The 19,754-nt window shown below is 67.9% G+C and carries 14 protein-coding genes; 7 read left to right on the top strand and 7 right to left on the bottom strand.

Features of this window, described 5'->3' with window-relative positions; translation table 11 throughout:
• Window positions 1–222: 222 nt before the first annotated feature.
• Together E1H18_RS07255 and E1H18_RS07250 are read left to right on the top strand one after the other, a co-directional pair.
• Window positions 223–2,547, top strand: coding sequence for a TonB-dependent siderophore receptor (locus E1H18_RS07255; protein WP_172265388.1), 2,325 nt, complete (start codon window positions 223–225; stop codon window positions 2,545–2,547).
• A 146-nt stretch (window positions 2,548–2,693) separates the two neighbouring features.
• Entirely contained in the window at window positions 2,694–3,377 is a 684-nt protein-coding gene (locus tag E1H18_RS07250; protein ID WP_172265385.1) for a Fe2+-dependent dioxygenase, read from the top strand.
• A gap of 1 nt (window position 3,378) precedes the next feature.
• Here E1H18_RS07250 and otsA read toward each other — a convergent pair whose 3' ends face one another.
• The 4 genes from otsA to E1H18_RS07230 form a co-directional block, all read right to left on the bottom strand.
• Window positions 3,379–4,860 carry an alpha,alpha-trehalose-phosphate synthase (UDP-forming) gene (gene otsA, locus E1H18_RS07245; RefSeq protein ID WP_172265382.1) on the bottom strand — a complete coding sequence of 494 codons (1,482 nt, stop codon included), beginning with the start codon at window positions 4,858–4,860 and terminating at the stop codon, window positions 3,379–3,381.
• Window positions 4,857–5,648 carry a trehalose-phosphatase gene (gene otsB / locus E1H18_RS07240; protein ID WP_172265751.1) on the bottom strand — a complete coding sequence of 264 codons (792 nt, stop codon included), beginning with the start codon at window positions 5,646–5,648 and terminating at the stop codon, window positions 4,857–4,859. Before otsB ends, otsA begins: the two co-directional genes overlap by 4 nt.
• A gap of 133 nt (window positions 5,649–5,781) precedes the next feature.
• On the bottom strand, window positions 5,782–8,655 hold the full coding sequence (locus E1H18_RS07235) for a TonB-dependent receptor (RefSeq protein ID WP_172265379.1): 2,874 nt from the start codon (window positions 8,653–8,655) through the stop codon (window positions 5,782–5,784).
• A 121-nt stretch (window positions 8,656–8,776) separates the two neighbouring features.
• Window positions 8,777–10,591, bottom strand: a complete 1,815-nt coding sequence (locus tag E1H18_RS07230) for a glycoside hydrolase family 15 protein (protein WP_172265376.1) — start codon at window positions 10,589–10,591, stop codon at window positions 8,777–8,779.
• 225 nt (window positions 10,592–10,816) lie between these two features.
• Between E1H18_RS07230 and E1H18_RS07225 the strand changes: the two genes are divergently transcribed.
• The 4 genes from E1H18_RS07225 (at window position 10,817) to E1H18_RS07210 (ending at window position 13,959) form a co-directional block, all read left to right on the top strand.
• Window positions 10,817–12,259, top strand: a complete 1,443-nt coding sequence (locus tag E1H18_RS07225) for a murein L,D-transpeptidase (protein WP_241735911.1) — start codon at window positions 10,817–10,819, stop codon at window positions 12,257–12,259.
• 75 nt (window positions 12,260–12,334) lie between these two features.
• Window positions 12,335–12,955: a DUF882 domain-containing protein gene (locus E1H18_RS07220; RefSeq protein WP_172265370.1), complete on the top strand. Its 621-nt coding sequence runs from the start codon at window positions 12,335–12,337 to the stop codon at window positions 12,953–12,955.
• 98 nt (window positions 12,956–13,053) lie between these two features.
• Window positions 13,054–13,401 (top strand): hypothetical protein, encoded by a 348-nt coding sequence (locus E1H18_RS07215; RefSeq protein WP_172265367.1) that lies wholly within the window; start codon window positions 13,054–13,056, stop codon window positions 13,399–13,401.
• A 177-nt stretch (window positions 13,402–13,578) separates the two neighbouring features.
• On the top strand, window positions 13,579–13,959 hold the full coding sequence (locus E1H18_RS07210) for a GFA family protein (RefSeq protein WP_172265364.1): 381 nt from the start codon (window positions 13,579–13,581) through the stop codon (window positions 13,957–13,959).
• A 17-nt stretch (window positions 13,960–13,976) separates the two neighbouring features.
• Here the strand turns inward: E1H18_RS07210 and E1H18_RS07205 are convergent, their stop codons facing one another.
• Window positions 13,977–15,017 carry a substrate-binding domain-containing protein gene (locus E1H18_RS07205; protein WP_172265361.1) on the bottom strand — a complete coding sequence of 347 codons (1,041 nt, stop codon included), beginning with the start codon at window positions 15,015–15,017 and terminating at the stop codon, window positions 13,977–13,979.
• Between the two features lie 122 nt (window positions 15,018–15,139).
• Complete coding sequence (locus tag E1H18_RS07200; protein WP_172265358.1) at window positions 15,140–15,487, bottom strand: arsenate reductase family protein; 348 nt, start codon at window positions 15,485–15,487, stop codon at window positions 15,140–15,142.
• A 77-nt stretch (window positions 15,488–15,564) separates the two neighbouring features.
• Here E1H18_RS07200 and treF point away from each other — a divergent pair, with 77 nt between their 5' ends.
• Window positions 15,565–17,169: an alpha,alpha-trehalase TreF gene (treF, locus tag E1H18_RS07195; protein WP_172265355.1), complete on the top strand. Its 1,605-nt coding sequence runs from the start codon at window positions 15,565–15,567 to the stop codon at window positions 17,167–17,169.
• A 9-nt stretch (window positions 17,170–17,178) separates the two neighbouring features.
• Here treF and E1H18_RS07190 read toward each other — a convergent pair whose 3' ends face one another.
• Window positions 17,179–19,518: a TonB-dependent receptor gene (locus tag E1H18_RS07190; protein WP_172265352.1), complete on the bottom strand. Its 2,340-nt coding sequence runs from the start codon at window positions 19,516–19,518 to the stop codon at window positions 17,179–17,181.
• Window positions 19,519–19,754 lie beyond the last annotated feature (236 nt).

Below are 19,754 nucleotides of genomic sequence, written 5' to 3'. Positions count from 1 at the left end.
TGCGTCGGCGCATCGACCGCCGAAAGCTCTGCAATAGCTGCTGATGATCTGTTCAACGGGCGCCGCCTGCCGGCGGCTGCCGTTGTCGGTTGTAGCTTTCCGGTCACAATGGGCGCAATTGAGAGTGATTATCATTGCGACTGCGTTGCAGGAGCTGTAGACCGCCCCCGCAGATTCAGGACGGACGCCTTTCACCGCGTCCGCTGGGGGATAGGACCTATCATGCGTAAATCGACCTCTGCCGGCGTCATGAGCCGGCCTCGTCACGCCTTGAGCGTCGCCGCCGTCGCCGGCCTGGCCGGTCTGGGCCTGGCCCAAGCCGCGATCGCCGCGCCTGACATGGCCGCCGATGCGCCGGTCGCCACCGCGCCGGCCGCCGACAAGGAAAAGGACAAGAACGAGGTCTCGAGCGTCAGTATCGACGCCAAGCGCACCGTCGATCCGTCCTCGAGCAAGTTTACCGCGCCGCTGTTGGACACCCCGCGCTCGGTCACGGTCATTCCCTCGCGCATCATCGAGCAGACCGCCGCCACGTCGCTGCAGGACATCCTGCGCACCTCGCCGGGCATCACCTTCGGCGCGGGCGAGGGCGGCCAGCCGCTGGCCGACCGTCCGTTCATCCGCGGCCAGAGCTCGGGCAACAACATCTTCGTGGACGGCGTGCGCGACACCGGCGGCCAGACCCGCGAGGTCTTCAACCTGGAACAGGTCGAGGTCGTGAAGGGCCCTGACTCGGTCTACAGCGGCCGCGGTTCGGGCGGCGGCAGCATCAACCTGTCGACCAAGACCCCCAAGGCCAAGAGCTTCGCATCCGGTTCGGCCGCCGCGGGCACGGACTCGTATTATCGCGTCACCGCCGACGGCAACTACGCCCTGACCCAGAACGCGGCCTTCCGCGTCAACCTGATGGCCACCGGCGGCGACACGCCCGGCCGCGACCACATCCAGTTCAAGCGCTGGGGCGTGGCCCCGTCGGTCGCCGTCGGCATCGACACCCAGACCCAGGCGACCCTGAGCTTCTATCACCTCGACACCGACCAGGACCCCGACTACGGCATCCCGCTGGCGTCCAAGCGCACCTGGGGCGTGGCCGGCACCGACGGCCGCACGCGGCCGGCCAACGGCATCCTGGATGTCTCGCGCAACGCCTATTACGGCCTCGACCGCGACTGGATGAAGACCAAGGCCGACATCGGCACCTTCGCCATCCGTCACGAGATCAATGACGACCTCGCCGTGCGCCAGGTCATCCGCCTGTCCAAGACGGTCAACGACTACTTCGTCACCAACCCTGGCGACGGCGGCGCGGCTCAGTTCGTGGCCGGCGAGTGGTGGATGCTGCGGGGCACCAAGTCGCGCTGGAACGACGCCACGACGACGGCCTTCGTCACCGACCTGACCGGCAAGTTCGACCTGGGCGGCATGGAAAACCGCTTCAACCTGGGTCTGGAGCTGTCGCGCGAGATCAACGAGAACGCCAGCTACACCTTCTTCACCACCGGCGGCTCGGCCTGTCCGACCGGCTTCACCGGCGCGACTGCCGGCTGCACCCGTCTCTACGCCCCCAATCCGGGCGACGCCTGGACGGGCGTCATCAAGCGTGGCCCAGCCTCGGAATCCAAGACCCGCAACGGCTCGATCTACGGCTTCGACACGGTCCACCTGACCGAGAAGCTGCTGCTGAACGTGGGCGTCCGCTACGACGACTATTCGACCCAAGGCGTCAATGCGACCGCCACCACGGTGAACGGCGTCGTCACCGGCGTCACCTACGCCACCCTGCCCAAGGGCGGCTGGGACTTCGTCAACTACCAGGTCGGCCTGAACTACAAGCCCACCCCGTCCAGCAGCCTCTATGTGTCGTACGCCACGTCCTCGACGCCGCCGAACATCGCCGGCGGCGACCAGAACACCGCGGCCACCCCGGCCCAGGTCGTGCTGGATCCGGAAGACAGCACCAGCATCGAGGCCGGCGCCAAGTGGAACGTGTTCCACGACAAGCTGGCCCTCTCGGGCGCGGTCTTCCGCACCGAGCGCAAGAACGCCCAGATCGCGCTGAGCGCCACGGAAATCGCCCAGGCTGGCGAAGTCCGCGTCCAGGGCCTGGAGCTGGGCGTCTCGGGCAACGTCACCCGCGCCTGGCAGGTGTTCGGCGGCTATACCTACATGGACAGCGAGCTGGTGAAGGGCCCCTACACCAGCGTCAACATCGGCGACCCGCTGGCCAATACGCCCAAGCACACCGTCAGCGTGTTCTCGACCTATCGCGTGATCCCCGCGCTGTCGGTCGGCGGCGGCGTCTACTACGTGTCGAAGATGTTCGGCGGCAACCAGGGCGGCGCCGGCGGCGGGACCAACAAGGTCTTCGCCCCGTCCTACACCCGCCTGGATGCGTTCGCCTCGTACCGGATCAACAGCAAGGTCGACCTGCAGCTGAACGTCCAGAACCTGACGGACAAGCGCTACATCGCCCGCACCAACGGCGTGCACCACGCCGACCCGGCGCCGGGTCGCCAGGCGATCCTGACCCTTGCCGTGAAGTACTGATCTTTCCCCTTTCAGTCCTTCAGGCTTACGCCCCGCTCGTTTCGCGACGAGCGGGGCGCTTTATTTTCCCGCTCTTGACCTGATCCTGATCAAGGGGGAAGGGCGGGGCAGGGCCTAAGGCTCGGGGACGACGAGGAGCGGTCCAGATGATGTTGCAGATTCCCCAGGTTCTCACCAAGGCGCAGGTGGCCGAGTGCCGCGCGATCCTGGACGCTGGCCCGTGGGTCGACGGCAACCTGACCTCGGGCTTCCAGGCCGCCATGGCCAAGAGCAACGAGCAACTGCCGCAGGAGAGCGAAGCCGCCCGCACCGTCGGTGCCGCGATCGTCCAGGCGCTGAACGCCAACCCGCTGTTCGTCTCGGCGGCGCTGCCCAACTTCATCCTGCCGCCGATGTTCAACCGCTACGGCCAGGGCATGGGCTTCAAGGACCATGTCGACAACGCCATCCGCCGCGATCCGGTCAGCGGCCGCACCCTGCGCACCGACCTGTCGGCGACGCTCTTCCTGGAAGAGCCCGAGAACTACGACGGCGGCGAGCTGGTCGTGAACGACCTCTATGGCGACCACGTCGTCAAGCTGGAGGCCGGCGACCTGATCCTCTATCCCAGCACCAGCCTGCACCACGTTACGCCCGTGACCCGCGGGCGGCGCACGGCCAGCTTCTTCTGGATCCAGAGCCTGATCCGCGACGACGCCAAGCGCACCATCCTGCTGGACATGGACGTCGCCATCCAGCGCCTGGCGCGCGAGGTCGAGCCGGACAACCAGGGCATCCTGTCGCTGACCGGCGTCTACCACAACCTGCTGAGGCAGTGGTCCGAGGTCTGACCTAGGCTCGCATCGCCTTGGCCTCGGGCGTCTTGGCCCGCAGCACCTTGCTGGCCACGTCCAGGCTGCGAACCGGGGCGGGCGCCTCTTCGTCGCCGGCTTCCGGTCGGCCCCGCAGGGCGGTGACGAAGTTGTCGCGCCAGGCGGTGACGTCCTCGCGCTGGACGTTGTCGAACAGGGCCTCCCAGCGGCGCTTGCGCTCGGACACGTCCATCGAGAGGGCGCGTTCGAGGGCGTCGGAGATTTCTTCCGGGCTGTTGGGATTGATGATCAGGGCGTCCTTCATCTGCCGGGCCGCGCCGGCGAAGCGCGACAGGATCAGCACGCCGGGATCTTCCGGGTCCTGGGCGGCGACATATTCCTTGGCCACCAGGTTCATGCCGTCGCGAAGGGGCGTGACCAGGGCGGCCTTGGCGGCGCGATAGACCCCGGCCAGCTCGTCACGGCGGTACGAGCGATTGACGTAGCGGATCGGCGTGGAGTCCATCTCGGCATAGGCGCCGTTGATGCGGCCGATCAGGCCGTCGAGGCGTCCGCGCAGATCCTGATAGGCCTCGACCTCGTCGCGCGACAGCGGGGCGATCTGCAGCAGCATGACCTCGCGCACCATGTCGGGGTGGTCGTGCAGGAACCGCTCGAAGCCGATCAGCCGCTCTTCCAGGCCCTTGGAATAGTCGAGGCGGTCGACGCCCACGACCATCTTGCGGAAGACGCTGTGGGCCATCATCCGGTCGTAGGTCTTGCGCGCCGTCTCGCCCTTTACGATCGAGGCAAAGTCGTCGGCGTCGACGCCGATCGGGAAGGCGGCGGCCTGGGCGCGGCGGCCGAAGGCCTCCAGCTCGCCGCGGGCGTTCTTGGTCCCGTGGACCTCGGAATAGACGTAGCCTTCGAAGGCCTGCAGCGACTCCTCGGTCTGGAAGCCGATCAGGTCGTAGTCGAACAGGGCTTCGACCAGTTGCCGGTGACGGGGCAGGGTGACCACCAACTGGTGGGCCGGCCAGGGGATGTGCAGGAAGAAGCCGATGCGGTTCTTCACGCCCATCCGCCGCAGTTCCTTGGCCAGGGGGATCAGGTGGTAGTCGTGGACCCAGACGATGTCGTCGGGCTCGATCAGCGGCAGCAGGGTCTCGGCGAAGCGCTTGTTGACCCGCTCATAGCCCTCGCCGAACGAGCGGTCGTAGGCGGTCAGGTCGACGCGGTAGTGGAACAGCGGCCACAGCGTCTTGTTGGCGTAGCCGTTGTAGTATTCCTGATAGTCGGTCTCCTCGAGGTCGACGGTGGCGACCGTGACGCCCTCGATCCGCTGCATGTTCAGCTGGCCGGTGAACTCGGGGATGGTCTTGCCCGACCAGCCGAACCAGATGCCAGAATATTCGCGCAGGGCCGCCGCCAGGGCCATGGCCAGGCCGCCGACGCTGCCTTCGCCGCCCTCGGCGGGGTTGGGCGGATTGACCCGGTTGGAAACGACGATCAGCCGGCTCATGCGGGGATCCCCAGCTCGGCGGGGGCTGTCAGCCCCTCCAGCCACCGGGCGACGGCGTGGGTGTCGTCCAGGCGATAGCGGGCGGCGGTCGGGCGGGGCTCGCCCACCAGGACGCCAAAGCCGCCCAGGCGCGCGGCGGCCAGGAAGCCGTCCTCGTCGGTCAGGTCGTCGCCGACGAACACCGGCGTCGCGCCCAGGAACGGGGCTTCGCGCAGGAAAGCGGTGACGGCCGCGCCCTTGTCGGCGCCGGGCGTGCGCAGCTCGACGACCATGTCGCCCAGCTGGAGGACCAGGCCGGTGGCCTGGGACAGGCGCTCGCCCGCCTCGATCACGGCGTCGGCGCAGGCCGGAGCGTTGCGATAGTGCAGGGCGACGGACAGGCCCTTGTCTTCGAACAGCAGTCCGCGTTCGCAATGGGCCAGCTCGACCAGGATGCGGCGCGCGTCGGCGAGGCCGGCATGCGGTTCGCGAGACACCACCTGTCCGTCGGCAGCCCGACGCATCAGACCGTGGACCGCGCCGATGGCTTTGACGCCGCCGCCGAGGATGTAGTCGAGGTTCGGCAGATCGCGACCGCTGACCACGGCGACGCGGTTGTCGAACGCCTGGTGCAGGCGCTGGATCAGGCGGGCGCGGCGCGGGTCGGGACCCACGTCGTCAGGCCGCGGCATGATCGGCGCCAGGGTGCCGTCCAGGTCCAGGAACAGGGCCGAGCGGCGCGGAAGGTCGAGGGGCGGGGGCGGGAGCACGACGGACTCCGTACGCAGGACCGGCTGGGCCGAGGCCATGGCGAAAACCCCCTGATTGGTATGCAACATGCCGCACAGAACGCCGTGCGCGACAGTTCGATCCCTATCCGAAGCTCAAGCTCGCCGGATTTTCGCCCCAATGCGACGCGTGGCCGGCATTGGGGCGGAATGCCTAGAAAAGCAGCTTCCGGGCGCTGAACTGGATGACCCGCCCGCGTGGGTCCAGGTAGTCCGGCTGATAGTTGATCGGCGTCGCGCCGTTGGCGTCGCGCACCGTCTGACGCTCGTTGAACAGGTTGTTGACCGAGAGCGTCAGGCGCGTCCCTCGCAGGATCGGGTGCTTCTGAACAAGCTCGCGGCGCACGCCCAGGTCGGCGAACAGGCGCAGGTTGACCGTCGCCAGGCTGGAGAAGTCCAGGTCCTGGGATGCGCCGCCCAGTCCGGCGCGGACCTGGCTGCCGCTCTGCCAATTGGCCGTGACGCGCGCGCCCAGGCCGTAGCGGGTGAGGCCGGCCTGGGCCTCGATCTCGTTGCGCGGCTGGCCGCCGCTCGAGCCCAGGACGTCGCCGTCCAGCAGGTCGAGGGCGGGAATGCCGCTGGCGACCACCACCTGCTCGCTGAGGTGGACGGTGTGATAGAGCGACATTTGCAGGCGGGTGGCGCGGGGATTGCCGCCGCCGCCGGGGCCTCGGCCGCCGAAGCCGCCGCCGCCCGGACCGCGCGGGCCGTCGCCGCCGAAGCGAGGGCCGTCACCGCCGAAGTTGCGCGGCGCGTCCGAAGGCGGCGCGCCGTCGGTGCGCGCCGGCGTGTTGTCGTCTGGGCGGTTCTGCTGCTCGGGCTCGGTCGAGGGCGGACGCGGCGCGCTCTCGTCGCGCTGGCCGCGCTGCTGGAGCAATTCGCCGCCAGGAACCGCCGCCGCGCCCTGCTGGCCCTGGCGGTTGCGCCAGCCGCCGGCCAGCGGAGGCGGGGTCTTGCCGATCTGACGCGAGAAGTTGAAGCCCCAACGGACCTGCTCGCTCTCGCGTTTGACGAAATTGACGGGGCGCGTGTCGATGCGGACGAGGTCGCCATCGGCGTTGCGCAGGAAGCGGTCCGGGAAGGCGGCCTCGACGGCGGCGGTGGCGGCCGGGAAGCTGGCCACCGGATTGTCGATGCGCGTGCGGCTGTAGTTGGCGTTCAGGGTCAGGCCGGTGACCTGGACGGGGCGGAAGTTAACGCCAACGCGCAGGGTGTTGCGCTCCTCGCCCTTCAGGTCGGCGTTACCGCCGGTGATGCGGGTGACGTCCACGGTCTGACCGCGCACATAGTCGAACACCCGGGCGTCGGGCGTGGTGACCAGCGGGTTGGCCAACTGGGCGATGCTGGGGGCGTTTTCCTGGCGGCTGGCCTGGACAGTGAAGCTGATCGGCGCCAGCGGCGACCAGTTCACGCCGCCGCCGATCGTGGTCAGGGCGCCGTAGTCGGAGACCTGGCGCACGGCCATGTTCAGGTTGGTGGACAGGTCGCCGATGCCGGCGCGCACGCCCTTGCGGCGGCTGGCCAGCGGCAGGTCGAAGCTGACCTGGGCGTTGGCGTCGCCGCGCGACTGCTCGTTCTCGACCTCGACGCCCGAGCGGATCGACGTGCCTTTCAGGCGCGAGCCGCTGACGCCCACCTTGAGGGTGGTGGAGAGGTCGCCGGCGCGCAGCTTGGCCAGAGCGCGGTTGGCGACCAGTTGCAGGTCGGCGCTGTCGGTGGTCGAGCGGGCGCGATCCTGCGTCACCGGCAGGCCGCCCAGGGCGGAGAACGGGTTGAGGTTGGCGTCCAGGGCGGTCAGGCGCGACTGCACCCCGGTCAGGTCGACGCCGCGGTCGGTCAGGGTGCGGCTGATGGTGCGGTCGTAGTTGCCGGTCAGGGACAGGCGAAGGTCCTCGGTGTCCTTGTTCAGCGTGAAGCCGGCGTGGCCTTGCAGGCTGCGCGAGGTCTGGGACAGGGCCGGGAATTCGTTGAGGTAGCGATACAGCGACACGTCCTGGCCGAACGGCGAGAACGGGCTGGCGCCGGGGATGCGCAGCAGGGCGCGGGCCGGCCCGGACAGGGACTGGCTCTTGTTGGCGGTAAGGCTGAGGTTCAGCGTCGCCGACACGTCGTCCAGGATATAGCGGTTGGTGACGCTGTTGATCGTCACCTGCTGGCTGGCCGGCAGCAGGGTGCGGCTGTCGGAGAGATCGCTGGTGTTGGCCAGGTTCGCGCCGGGCAGGAAGGCCGACAGCGGTTGCGCGCCGTTCGCGGCCGAGCCCGGGACGCCGACCACGGTGACCGGCTGGCCGGCCAAGGCGCTGAGGCTGGCCAGGGGATCGCCATTGGGCGCAGCGACATTGCCGACGAAGTCGTAGAGGCCGCTCTGGGCGTTGCTGATCAGGTCGCGGTCGCTCTCGCGCAGCCAGTCGCTGTTCTGCACCTTGATCGCCAGGTTGGTGCGGCCCTGGCGGTTCAGCTGCAGCTGGCTCCACGCGCCTTGCTGGCTGAGCTGGCCGCCTTCGGTCGGGCCGCCGATCTGGCCGTCCAGGGTGGAGGCGCGGAAGCGCTGGCGCAGCACGACGTTCACGACCTTCTGGTCAGCCGCATAGCCGTACTTCAGCGCGACTTCCTCGGGCAGCACCTCGACGCGCTGGATGGCCTCGGTAGGGATGTCGCGGATCTCGCCCATGCCCGAGATGCGCCGGCCGTTCAGCAGGGTCACGGGCGCGCCGCCCAAGCCGCTGGTGGTCTGCGGCGTCAGCTCGGCCAGCAGATCCTCCATCGACGACACCCCGAACGAGCGGATGTCGGCCATGTTGAAGGTCTCTTCGGGCTTGATGTCGCCCACCACGGCGCCGAACGGCTTGCCGCTGGCTGTGATGGTGACGGCTTCGACCTCGGTGTCGTCCGCCTCATGCTGCACAGGCGCGGCGGCCTGCCGGGCGGGTTGCGCGGGAGCAGGGGCGGTAGGGGCAGTCTGCTGCGCGTGAGCCGCGCCGGACGCGACGACTCCCAGGACACCGACCAGGGCCAATTTGCGGCTCATGGACGTCTTCTCCGATTCAAATATGTCCCTGGCTTGCACATCGCCGCGTTGCATGACGAGCGCATTTCAGTTTTTGGCTTCGTTGCAACAATGGTGTTGCCAAAATGCCGGCCCTTGGGGCTCAGCGGACCGCCGTCCAGGGCTTGCTGAGCAGCACCGCGCAGTTGATCAGGCCGACCAGCGAATAGGTTTGGGGGTAGTTGCCCCACAGCTCGCCGTCCGCGAAGCCGATGTCCTCCGACAGCAGGCCCGCGCCGGTGCGACGCGACAGCATGTCCTCGAACAGCTCGCGCGCCTCGTCGCCGCGGCCCGACATGTGCAGGGCCTCGATCAGCCAGAAGGTGCAGATGTTGAACGCCGTCTGCGGCGAGCCGAAGTCGTCGGGGATGGCGTAGCGCAGCAGATAGGCGCCGCGGCGCAGGCCATCCTCGACCGCCGCCAGGGTGGCCAAGTTGCGGGCGTCCTCGGCCTTGTGGAAGCGCAGATCGACGAGCTGCAGCAGGGAGGCGTCCAGCACGTCGCCCTCGAAGGTCGCCGAATAGCGGCCCAGCGTGTCGTTCCAGGCGCGGGTCTCGATGACCATCCGCACCTCGGCGGCGCGGGCGTTCCACAGCGCCGCCTTGTCCTTCAGGCCCAGCTTCTCGGCGGCGTTGCCCAGGCGGTCGCAGGCCGCCCAGCACATGGCCGAGGAATAGGTGTGGACATTGGCGCGGCCGCGGAACTCCCACAGGCTGGCGTCGGGCTGGTCGTGCAGCTTGTAGGCCCGCTCGCCGACGGGCTCGAGGGCCTCGAAGTCCTCGACGGTGGCCGGACGCAGCAGGCGCTCGTCGAAGAAGGCCTGCACGGTCGACAGCACGATCTGGCCGTAGACGTCGTGCTGCAGGTGCTCGAAGGCCTGGTTGCCGACCCGCACCGGTCCCATGCCGCGATAGCCGGGCAGGTCGGGGGCGAAGCGCTCGGTCAGGGTCTCCTCGAAACCCACGCCAAACAGCGGCTGGATATGGCCGCCCTCGGCCCGATCGACGATGTTGCGCAGATAGCCCAGATAGTTCTCGAGGATGTCGACCGCGCCCAGGCGGTTCAGGGCCTGGACCACGTAATAGGCGTCACGCAGCCAGCAGTAGCGATAGTCCCAATTGCGCTGGCTGCCCTCGTGCTCGGGGATCGAGGTGGTCAGGGCCGCGACGATCGCGCCCGTCTCCTCGTGCATGCACAGCTTCAGGGTGATGGCGGCGCGGATCACCGCCGTCTGCCAGTCCAGCGGCAGGGACAGGCCCCGCACCCAGAGTTTCCAGTAGTTGTCGGTCTCGCGCAGCATGCGTTCGCAGGTCTGGGTGACGTCGGCGTCGAAGCCTTCGTCCGGGCCCAGGAACATGGCGATCGGCCGCTCCAGCCGGAACGTGCGCTCTTCCAGGATGTGCGAGACCGGCGCGTTGGTGGTCAGGCGCAGGGTCATGTCGGCGCAGCGATAGCGGATATGGTTCGAGCCCGAAGTGTGCTCGGCGACCTTGGCGCCCCAGTCGGCGGTCGGCCGCAGGCGCAGGGTGACGCGGGCCACGCCGACGATCGGGCGGATCAGCCGGATGTAGGCGGTGGGCCGGAACGTGCGGCCGAACTGCTGGTAGCGGGGGCAGAAGTCGATGATCTCGATCCGTGCGCCATCCTGGTCGGCGATCTCGGTGCGCAGGATCGGCGTGTTGCGCAGATAGCCCTGGCGGACCTCGGCCTGGTGGTCGACCAGCACCTCCCACACGCCCTTGGCCTCGGGCCCATCGGGATCGGCGTCGTCCAGCAGGGCGCTGAAGATCGGGTCGGAGTCGACGCGCGGCGCGCAGCCCCAGACGAAGCGGCCCGCGGTGTCGATCAGCGCGCTGACCGCGCAGTTGCCGATCGAATAGAGGTCCAGCGTCTTCTTGTTCACAGTCTTGTCCGTCATTTGGCCCTCTACGCGTACATCCCCGGTCCGGGTGAAACCAACGGTGTGGCTTGCGGGTTCCTGTCCTTGAAAATCCGGTGTCGGGCCGGGGCCTTGGGTTCGCCTTTCACGCTCCTGGCGTTGACGGGGGCGCCCTGTGCCCGCCATCTGGAAATCTTAACGCGGCCTGGCCGCACGAGTGTGGCGAGCGGTTCGACGGTGAAGCGAGTTTCCAGATCCTGCGCCTTGCTGGCGGCGTCGTTCAGCGTTCTGTCGCTGGCGGCCGCGGAGGCGCAATCGCAGCGCCCGATGCTGGCCGGCGGCCGTCAGGTCCAGAACGTTCCGCTGGTGGCGCCGCGTCCGAACACTTTCCAGCCCGACATCGCCAGCGTGCAACTGCGCCAGGATCAGGTCGAGGTGCTGCGCCGCGTGCTGGGCGACGCCCACACCCACGGCTTCAAGCCGGGTCAGTTCGCGCCCGACCGCGCCCAGACGCAAGGCCAGCTGATCGGCATGGCGCTGGCGTATGCCAAGGCCGTGCGCACCGGCCAGCTGCCGGCCAGCGGCTTCAAGAACGAGTGGGGCCTGCGCCCGGCGGCCTACGACCCGACCGTCGACTTCATCAACGCCGTGCAGCAGGACCGCCTGGCCCAGTGGCTGGATACCTTGCCGCCGCCCTATACCGGCTATCAGACCCTGCGCGTGGGCTTGGCGACCTATCGCGACATCGCCGCGCGCGGCGGCTGGCAGCCGATCGCCGCCGGTCCCGACCTGAAGGAAGGCTCGACCGGTCCGCGCGTCGTGGCGCTGGAAGCGCGTCTGGCCGCCGAGGACCCGACCATCGCCGTCGACGGCGCGCCGATCTTCGACGCCGCCCTGACCCAGGCCGTGCAGCGGGCCCAGAAGCGCTTTGGCCTCAATCCGACCGGGATCGTCAGCAAGCAGACCCTTGCGGCCCTGAATACGCCCGTCGAGCTGCGCATCGACCAGATCAACGCCAATATGGAGCGCTGGCGCTGGCTGCCCCAGACCCTGCCGGCCGATCGCATCCAGGTGAATGTCGCCGCCGCTATCCTGTCGGTGTTCAGCCACGACACTCCGACCCTGACCATGCGCGCGGTCACCGGCCGTCCCGGCGACGAGACGCCGATGCTGCAGTCGATGATCCACTCGATCGTGCTGAACCCGCCGTGGAACGTGCCCCAGTCGATCGCGACCAAGGAGCTGTGGCCCAAGGAACGCAAGAGCCCCGGCTACTTCCGCCGCAACGACTTCATCGTCATCCCGACCGGGGGCGGTGGTTCGCGCCTGCAGCAGAAGGCCGGCCCGCTGGCGGCGCTGGGCAAGGTGAAGTTCGACTTCAACAACCCCTATGGCGTCTATCTGCACGACACGCCCAGCCGCGCCCGCTTCGACAGCTTCAGTCGCCTGGCCAGCCACGGCTGCGTGCGCCTGCAGAAGCCGATCGAGCTGGCCAAGGCGCTGCTGTCGGGCGACCCGCTGTGGACGCCGGAAAAGATCGACGCGACCCTGGCCGGCGGCGACACCGTGCGCGCCAAGCTGCCGCAACAGATCGCGGTCTTCCTGCTGTACTGGACGGCCTATGTGACCCCGGACGGGCAGGTGAACTTCCGCGACGATCCGTATGGTTGGGATCGTGACCTGGTGCAGCGGATCGCCGCACTGTGATCCGGCTCCGCTTGCAATTGTAACATTCTTGGGGTGTCCTCCCGCACCTTAGTGTCGGGATAGGGCGTACCCTGAATGCATCGACGTAAGCTGTTTCAGCTGGGCCTCAGCGCGCTTGGCGCTGGCCTTTTGCCGGTCGCGGACGCGAATGCGCGCACGCAGGAAGACATCATCGGCGCGATCCTGGAAGGGAAACCGCTTCCCGCGCCAGTGGTTCCCACGGCGGCGGCGGTTCCGCTGGTCGAGCCCAAGTGGGTGAACCTGCGCAACGTGCACACCGGCGAAAAGCTGGAAGCCGTCTACTGGGAAAAGGGCGAGTACGTGCCCGACGCGGTGCAGGCCCTGAACAAGGTGCTGCGCGACTATCGCAACGACGAGAGCCACCCGATGGACACGGGGCTCTACGACATTCTCAACCAGATCCACGTGAAGACCGAAGCCAAGACGCCGTTCCAGGTGATCTCGGGCTATCGCTCGCCGGCGACCAACAAGATGCTGGCCGCCCGCAGCGGCGAGGTCGCCAAGCACAGCCTGCACATGGATGGCCAGGCCATGGATGTCTTCCTGGAAGACGTCGACCTGAAGCATCTACAGGCCGCCGCCCTGGACGTCGGCAAGGGGGGCGTCGGCTATTATCCGGTCAGCAAGTTCGTGCACGTCGACGTGGGTCGCGTGCGCAAATGGTCTGGGACCTGAACTGGGTTCGCCTCACAGCCGAAACAGTAACCATGCTCTAGTTTGCGCGTTTAGAGCATGGTAGCGGGCCGTTCTGGCCTGCAGGAGATGCGCACCCCATGAGCGAACGTCGCGGTAACCCGTTTGGTTGGGTCATTCTCGGCTTCATCGTCGGTGTGCTGGCCACTTTCGGGGTGATCCTGTTTCTCAGCTCCAGCGATGGCGGCTACGAGGACGGTCCGTCCGAGATCCGCACCGCTGCCGATGATGCGGCCACCGCGGCGATGAATGGCGAGACCAGCGCGTCGCAACCGCCTCCGCACCGGATGGAACAGGCCACGCCGCCCGCAGCGACGGCGCCGGTGGTTGCTGCGCCGGTCGAACGCCCGGCGACGGTTCCGCACGAGCTGGATCCGCAGGTGGCCGATGACGCGGCCGCAGCGGGCATGACCTCGCGGACGCGGTAGACGCTCCTCCTTCGTCGTCATCCCGCGCATAAAGCGCGGGATGACGGGTTTGGTTGTCCGAGCCAAGCCGCGACACCCCGCCACACCGCCGTCCCACCTCTGCTGACACCGCGCTGGCGGCAGGGGAGGCGCAATTATCCCCAGGTCGTCCACAGCGGGCGATGCTGGAGGCCTGTATTGACCATCAAGGGAAGCTGCTGCTGCGGCGGGGTGCGGTTCGAGCTGTTCGAGCCGCCGGCGATGCTCGGCGTGTGCCACTGCTCGCGGTGCCGCAAGGCGGGATCGGAGGCCTATGTCTATGTCCGGGCCGAAGCGTTCCGCTGGCTGGCGGGGCGGGACCTTTTGACCCGCTACCGCCCCAAGCCGCCACACCGCTTCACGCGGACCTTCTGCAAGCGCTGCGGCGCGTCGCTAGGCGATCCAGAGAGCGGCCGCATCCTGGCCATCGCCGCCAATTGCCTGGACGACGATCCGGGGATCACGACGACCTTCCACGAATACGAGCCGGATCAAGCGCCGTGGGACCGAAAACCCCGCCCTTCGACAGGCTCAGGGTGAGGACGGACCCGCTGAGCCTAGTCCTTCGGCGGAGCCATGACCTTGCCGGCCTTGGCTTCGGCCTTCATCGTCGCGTGCAGCGGGGCGGGCAGCAGGATCAGGCCGCGGGTGCGCAGATAGCCGCCACGGCCGGTAGCGGCGTCGGAGACCAGCTCGTTGATGAACTCGCGCAGGCCCGGCGTGACGCCGATCTGCGACTTCTTCACATAGACGTACAGCGAGCGCGACAGCGGGTACTGGCCGGTGGCGATGGTGTGCGGGGTCGGCAGGACGCCGTTGATCGCCGCGCCCTTGATGCGGGCCGCGTTCTCGCCGAGGAAGGAGAAGCCGAACACGCCCAGCGCGTTGGGGGTCTTTTCGATCGTGCCGACGATGGCGTTGTCGTTCTCGCCGGCGTCGATCCAGCCGCCGTCGGTGCGCATCGGCGAGACGGTGGCCTTGAACTTCTTCTCGTCGGCCTTCTTCATCGCCGCCAGGGTCGGCAGCTTGGCCGCGCCGGCTTCCATGCCCAGCTCGACGAAGGCGTCGCGGGTGCCCGAGGTGGGCGGCGGGCCATAGGCCAGGATGCGGGCCTTGGGCAGGTTGGCGCCGACCTCGTTCCAGGTCTTGTAGGGCTGTTTGACCAGCTGGCCGCCCCGCAAGGTCTGGTTGGCGAGTCCCAGATAGATCTGCTCCAGCTTGAAGTCGAAGGTCGGGCCCTTCTTGTCGCTGGCGATGACGATGCCGTCGAAGCCGAACTGGATCTCGATGATGTCCTTGACGCCGTTCTTCTGACAGTTGGCGTATTCGGACGCCTTCATCGGACGCGAGGCGTTGGCCATGTCGGGGAAGCGCTCGCCCAGGCCGCCGCAGAACATCTTGACGCCGCCGCCGGTGCCCAGGCTCTCGACCTTGGGCGACTTGCGGCCGGTCTTCTTGGAGTAGTTCTCGGCCACGCGGGTGGTGAAGGGGAACACGGTCGACGAGCCGGCGGACCAGACGTAGTCGCGGGCGGCATGGGCGTTGTCGGCGACGGCGAGCAGGGCGAGCGTGGCGACGGCGCCGAGAAGCTTGTTCATTGTCGTCTGGATCCTGTTCGGCCGAGGCGGGCGACGATAGGGCGACCTTGCCGGACCGATGTCCGGGCTTGTGTCACAGCTTAAAGACAGTTTTGCGACGCGGGCAGGGGGCGTCTGGACGGCTAGACGACCGTCAGCGCCTTCTCGATCGGACGCGCCAGGACCACGCCCTTGGGGCCGTCGACGATGGGGCGGTTGACCAGGATCGGGTGCTCGACCATGGCGCTGAGCAGGGCGTCGTCGGAGACGTCAGCCTCAAGGAGGCCCAGCTCTTCGGCCGGCGTGCCCATCTTGCGCAGCAGACCCTTGAGGTCGGTGTCCGAGCGGGCGGTCAGGTCCTGCAACTGCTCGCGGGTCCAGCCCGTCTTCAGATACTCGACCACCTTGGGATCGTGACCGGCTTCGCGCAGCAGGGCGACAACCTTGGTCGAGGTGCTGCATTTTGGATTGTGATAGACGGTGACGGACATGCGGGAGTCTCCTGGGTGCGCTCCGTGAACCAGCCAGGGCGCGGGATGTAAAGTCCCGGCCCAGTCGAGGAGTCCGCATGGTCCGCATCCGCCCGTTCACGATCGCCGCCGTCGCCCTGAGCCTGGCCGTGTCCGCCCACGCCCAGACCCCCAGCGCGACCTCGGTCCAGACGCCGGCCGACCTGTACGGCCCGCTGTTCCACCAGGTGCAGACCCGTAAGCTGTTCGCCGACGGCAAGACCTTCGTCGATGCGGTCCCCAAGCGCGCCCCGGCCGCGATCATGGCCGATTATCGCGCGCGGGCCCGGTTCAGCGACGCGGCGCTCAAGCGCTTCGTCCACGCCAACTTCGTGGTCCCGGAGCAGGGGGCTGCGGCCAAGGCGACCCCCACGCGCACCGACCTCAAGGCCCACATCGCCAGCCTGTGGCCGCAGCTGACCCGGCCGCCGGTCAAGGCCGTGGCCGGTGGTTCGGCCCTGGCCATGGACAAGCCGTTCGTCGTGCCGGGCGGGCGTTTCCGCGAGATCTACTACTGGGACAGCTATTTCACGATGCTGGGCCTGAAGGCCGACGGCCGCGCCGATCTGGTGGAAAACATGATCGACGACTTCGGCGGGCTGATCGACGCCTATGGCCACATCCCCAACGGCGCCCGGACCTATTATGTCAGCCGCTCGCAGCCGCCGTTCTTCTACGCCATGGTCGGGCTGTCGGACGTTTCCGACCCAGCGGTGGTCAAGGCGCGGGTCGAGCGGATGCGGCGCGAGCACGCCTTCTGGATGGATGGCGAGCAGGGCCTGAAACCCGGAGAGGCCCATCGCCGGGTGGTGGCCATGCCGGATGGCGCGATCCTCAATCGCTATTGGGACGACCGCGACACGCCGCGCGACGAGTCCTACCGCGAGGACCTGGAGACGGCGCTGCACAGCGGTCGGCTGCCCGCGCAGGTGTTCCGCGACCTGCGGGCCGGGGCCGAGAGCGGCTGGGACTATTCCTCGCGCTGGATGGACGACGGCAAGACGCTGGCCACGATCCGCACCACGGCCATCGCGCCGGTCGACCTCAACAGCCTGCTGTTCGGCCTCGAAAAGGCGATCTCGGAAGGCTGCGCCAAGCTGGCCGACGCGGCGTGCGTCCAGGCCTATGATGGCCGGGCCAAGGCGCGGGCGGCGGCGATCACCCATCACCTGTGGGATGGTCCCAAGGGCGGCTATCTCGACGCGCTGTGGAAGACCGGCGAGCGCCTGGACCACCTGAGCGCGGCGACCTTCTATCCGCTGTTCGTCGGGGCTTCGGACGAGCGCCGCGCGCACATCGTGGCGATGAAGGCCTGGGACGAGCTGCTGGCCCCCGGCGGCCTGCGCACCACGACCGAACAGACCGGCCAGCAGTGGGACGATCCCAACGGCTGGGCGCCGTTGCAGTGGGTGGCGGTGGCGGGGCTGCGCCGCTACGGCGAACAGGCGCTGTCGGGCGAGATCGCCAAGCGCTGGCTGGCGACGGTCGAGCGCGAGTACCAGGCCAGCGGCAAGATGCTGGAGAAGTACGATATCCAGGAGGTCAGGGCCGGCGGGGGCGGGGAGTATCCCACCCAGGACGGCTTCGGCTGGACCAACGGCGTCACGCGCGCGCTGATGGAGCCGAGCATCTCCTCTCCGCCCGAAGGCGGAGAGGAGTCGTAGTCTCGGCTCTTAGAAGTCGAAGCTGAGCGTGCCGAAGAACTGGCGCGGCGCCGACGAGTGGAAGACCACGATCGCGCCGGCCGCGTCGTCCGGCGCATAGACGCTGCCGTCGAAGTTGGAGGCGTAGCGCTTGTTCGTCAGGTTGGTGACGTTCAGCGACGCCTTGGCGCCCTTCATGAAGCCCACGTCTTCGAACTTGTAGCTGACGCCCAGGTCGAAGGTGGTGTAGCCGCCGAAGCCCTGGTCGTTGGTGTAGGTGTAGTAGCGACGGCCCGTGTACTTGCCCTGCAGCGAGGCCGAGAAGCCGCCCTGCTTGAGCATCAGCATCGAGGCGAACATTTCCTTCGGCGTGTCGACCTGCTGCTTGCCGGCGGTCTTCTTGATCACGCAGGTGGCGCCCGTGCACCAGTTCAGGTCTTCGTCGTAGGTCGACTTGTTGTACGAGGCCGAGTTGTACCAGTTCAGCCACGCGGTCGGACGCCACATCACGCCGATCTCGGCGCCCTTGCTGGTGACGCTGCCAGCGTTGTGGAAGGAGTTGCCGCAACCCGGGTTCTGCTGCTGGTTGGTCGGGCAGGGATTGTACTGCAGCAGGCGGTTGTTGAAGTCGACCTCATAGGCCGAGATCGACACCTGCAGCGGGCCGCTGATGTAGCGATAGCCGCCTTCGAAGCTGGTCGAGGTCTCGGGCTCGAGATAGCGGCCCTGGGCGTCCCAGACGGCTTGCGACACCGATTGCGGACCCAGTTTGAAGCCGCCCTGGAACATGGCCATGTTCTCGGCGTAGCTGGCGAAGACCTCGTGGCCTTCAGCGATGCGCCAACGCACGCCGGCTTCCGGCAGGAAGTTGTCAGAAGCCTTCAGCGAGCCGGTGGCGAACTGGGTCGCCGCCGCGGCCGGGGCCTTGGCGATGCCGGGGAGGGCCCGGGCGTTCGACTTGGCGTTGGTGCTCTTGAAGCCGAAGTCGATGCTCAAGGCGTCGTTCAGCAGGGTGATGGTGTCCTGGATGTAGAACTGCTGGGTGTTCCAGTCGGTGGACTGCACCCACTGGGCGGTGTCCGGACGGCCCTTCAGGAACTGCGCCAGGCTGAACGGGCCCGTGACGTTGGTCCAGATGTAGCGCGCGGCGCTGCTGGTGTTCTGCTCCAGCCACAGGCCGGCCTGGATGTGGTTGAAGCCGATGTTCCACGACAGGCTGGCGACGACGCCGTCACGTTCGATCGTGTAGCGGGTGTCGCGGATCTGGACCGGCAGGTCGTCCGAGGTGTCGGTCGTGCCCTGGTTGGACAGGCCGGTGATGAAGTTGTTGCCGGCGCCCTTGTCGGTGTGGCGGTAGACCTGGGCGTGGGCCTTCAGGGTCGGCGTGATGTTGTAGTCGCCGGCGATGTAGAACAGGTCGTCGTTCCGCAGGATCTGACCGTTGGTGAAGGTGATGTCGCTCAGCTTCTCCGGACCGGTCGGCTGAACGCACTTGGAGGCCTGCGAGGCCACCGAACAGGCGGCGCGGCTGACGTACTTGTTCCAGTCCGGGGCGTAGCCGGCCCAGTCCCAGCCCAGGCGGTTCAGCATGTCCTTGGACAGGTAGGCGTCGTCGGCCTGGTTGGTGCGCGACAGGTCGACGAAGGCCGTCAGCTGGCCGCGCTCGCCCTTGTAGGTGACCTTGCCGTTGAACTGCTTGCCGGTCGACTTGTTGTAGGCGCCCTGGTTCACGAACAGGTCCTGCTGGGCGTAGTGGCCCGACAGATAGGCCGACCAGCCCTTGTGCTCGCCGGTGTCGACGCGGACGAACGTGCGGTAGGTGTCTTCGCTGCCGAAGCTCTGGCTGACCGACAGGCCCATGTCCTTCTTAGGATCGTTGGACACGTAGATCAGCGCGCCGCCCAGGTTGCTGGTCGACGGGATGCTGAGGCCGGCGATGCCGGTGGCCAGGTCGGCGCGGCCCAGGTTTTCCGAGATCAGGGCGCGGCTGATGGTCAGGCCGTTGTAGTTGTTGTAGGCGCCGTCGCCCAGCGGCATGCCGTCCAGCGAATAGCCCAGGTGGGTGGTGTTGAAGCCGCGCACCTGCAGGGTCAGCGACTGCTCGTTGACGCCCAGGGCGTCGATCGACTGGGCGCTGACGCCCGGCAGGAAGTTCAGGGCCTTCTGGACGCTCGAGCCCGGCGGCAGCACTTCCAGGTGCGCCGGAACCAGGGTCGAGACCGAGCGGGTCTGACCGGCGCCGACGATGACGACGGCGTCCAGTTCGGTGTTGTCTGCGGCGGCCGGGGCTGGCGCGTCGGCGGCATGGGCTTGGGCGGCAAGCATCAGGCTGGCGGCGATGGCCACCACGCTAGCGGATCTCAGCAGCATTGGGATATCCCCCGATATCAAGCGCCGCGCGGATTCGCGTCTGACGCTGGGTTTGTTCTTGAGCGTCGCGTCTATTTCACAGCTTGATGACACTTTTGCTGCTGTTGGCCCCGCAATGGCGAGGCGTTATCGGTTGAAGGGCGCTGAGAGCGGTAGCTGTGGGCCTGCCGGATTCTCGTCGACTCCAGGCGCGCATTGCGTCTTGTTGCGGCGGCGTGCGATGGCGCGCTGGGAAA

Origin of the sequence: Caulobacter sp. RHG1 (assembly GCF_013181195.1) — a bacterium.
Lineage (GTDB): Bacteria > Pseudomonadota > Alphaproteobacteria > Caulobacterales > Caulobacteraceae > Caulobacter.
Note: the sequence above shows the minus strand (reverse complement) of the source record. Positions and strands in the feature narration are given on the sequence as shown.

Bases quoted from the DNA above. Each gene is read 5' to 3' on its own strand.
- E1H18_RS07190 (WP_172265352.1), bottom strand. From the start codon at position 19,518: ATGCTGCTGAGATCCGCTAGCGTGGTGGCCATCGCCGCCAGCCTGATG.
- otsB (WP_172265751.1), bottom strand. From the start codon at position 5,648: ATGGCCTCGGCCCAGCCGGTCCTGCGTACGGAGTCCGTCGTGCTCCCG.
- E1H18_RS07250 (WP_172265385.1), top strand. From the start codon at position 2,694: ATGATGTTGCAGATTCCCCAGGTTCTCACCAAGGCGCAGGTGGCCGAG.
- E1H18_RS07235 (WP_172265379.1), bottom strand. From the start codon at position 8,655: ATGAGCCGCAAATTGGCCCTGGTCGGTGTCCTGGGAGTCGTCGCGTCC.
- E1H18_RS07205 (WP_172265361.1), bottom strand. From the start codon at position 15,017: ATGAACAAGCTTCTCGGCGCCGTCGCCACGCTCGCCCTGCTCGCCGTC.
- E1H18_RS07215 (WP_172265367.1), top strand. From the start codon at position 13,054: ATGAGCGAACGTCGCGGTAACCCGTTTGGTTGGGTCATTCTCGGCTTC.
- treF (WP_172265355.1), top strand. From the start codon at position 15,565: ATGGTCCGCATCCGCCCGTTCACGATCGCCGCCGTCGCCCTGAGCCTG.
- E1H18_RS07220 (WP_172265370.1), top strand. From the start codon at position 12,335: ATGCATCGACGTAAGCTGTTTCAGCTGGGCCTCAGCGCGCTTGGCGCT.
- otsA (WP_172265382.1), bottom strand. From the start codon at position 4,860: ATGAGCCGGCTGATCGTCGTTTCCAACCGGGTCAATCCGCCCAACCCC.
- E1H18_RS07255 (WP_172265388.1), top strand. From the start codon at position 223: ATGCGTAAATCGACCTCTGCCGGCGTCATGAGCCGGCCTCGTCACGCC.
- E1H18_RS07230 (WP_172265376.1), bottom strand. From the start codon at position 10,591: ATGACGGACAAGACTGTGAACAAGAAGACGCTGGACCTCTATTCGATC.
- E1H18_RS07200 (WP_172265358.1), bottom strand. From the start codon at position 15,487: ATGTCCGTCACCGTCTATCACAATCCAAAATGCAGCACCTCGACCAAG.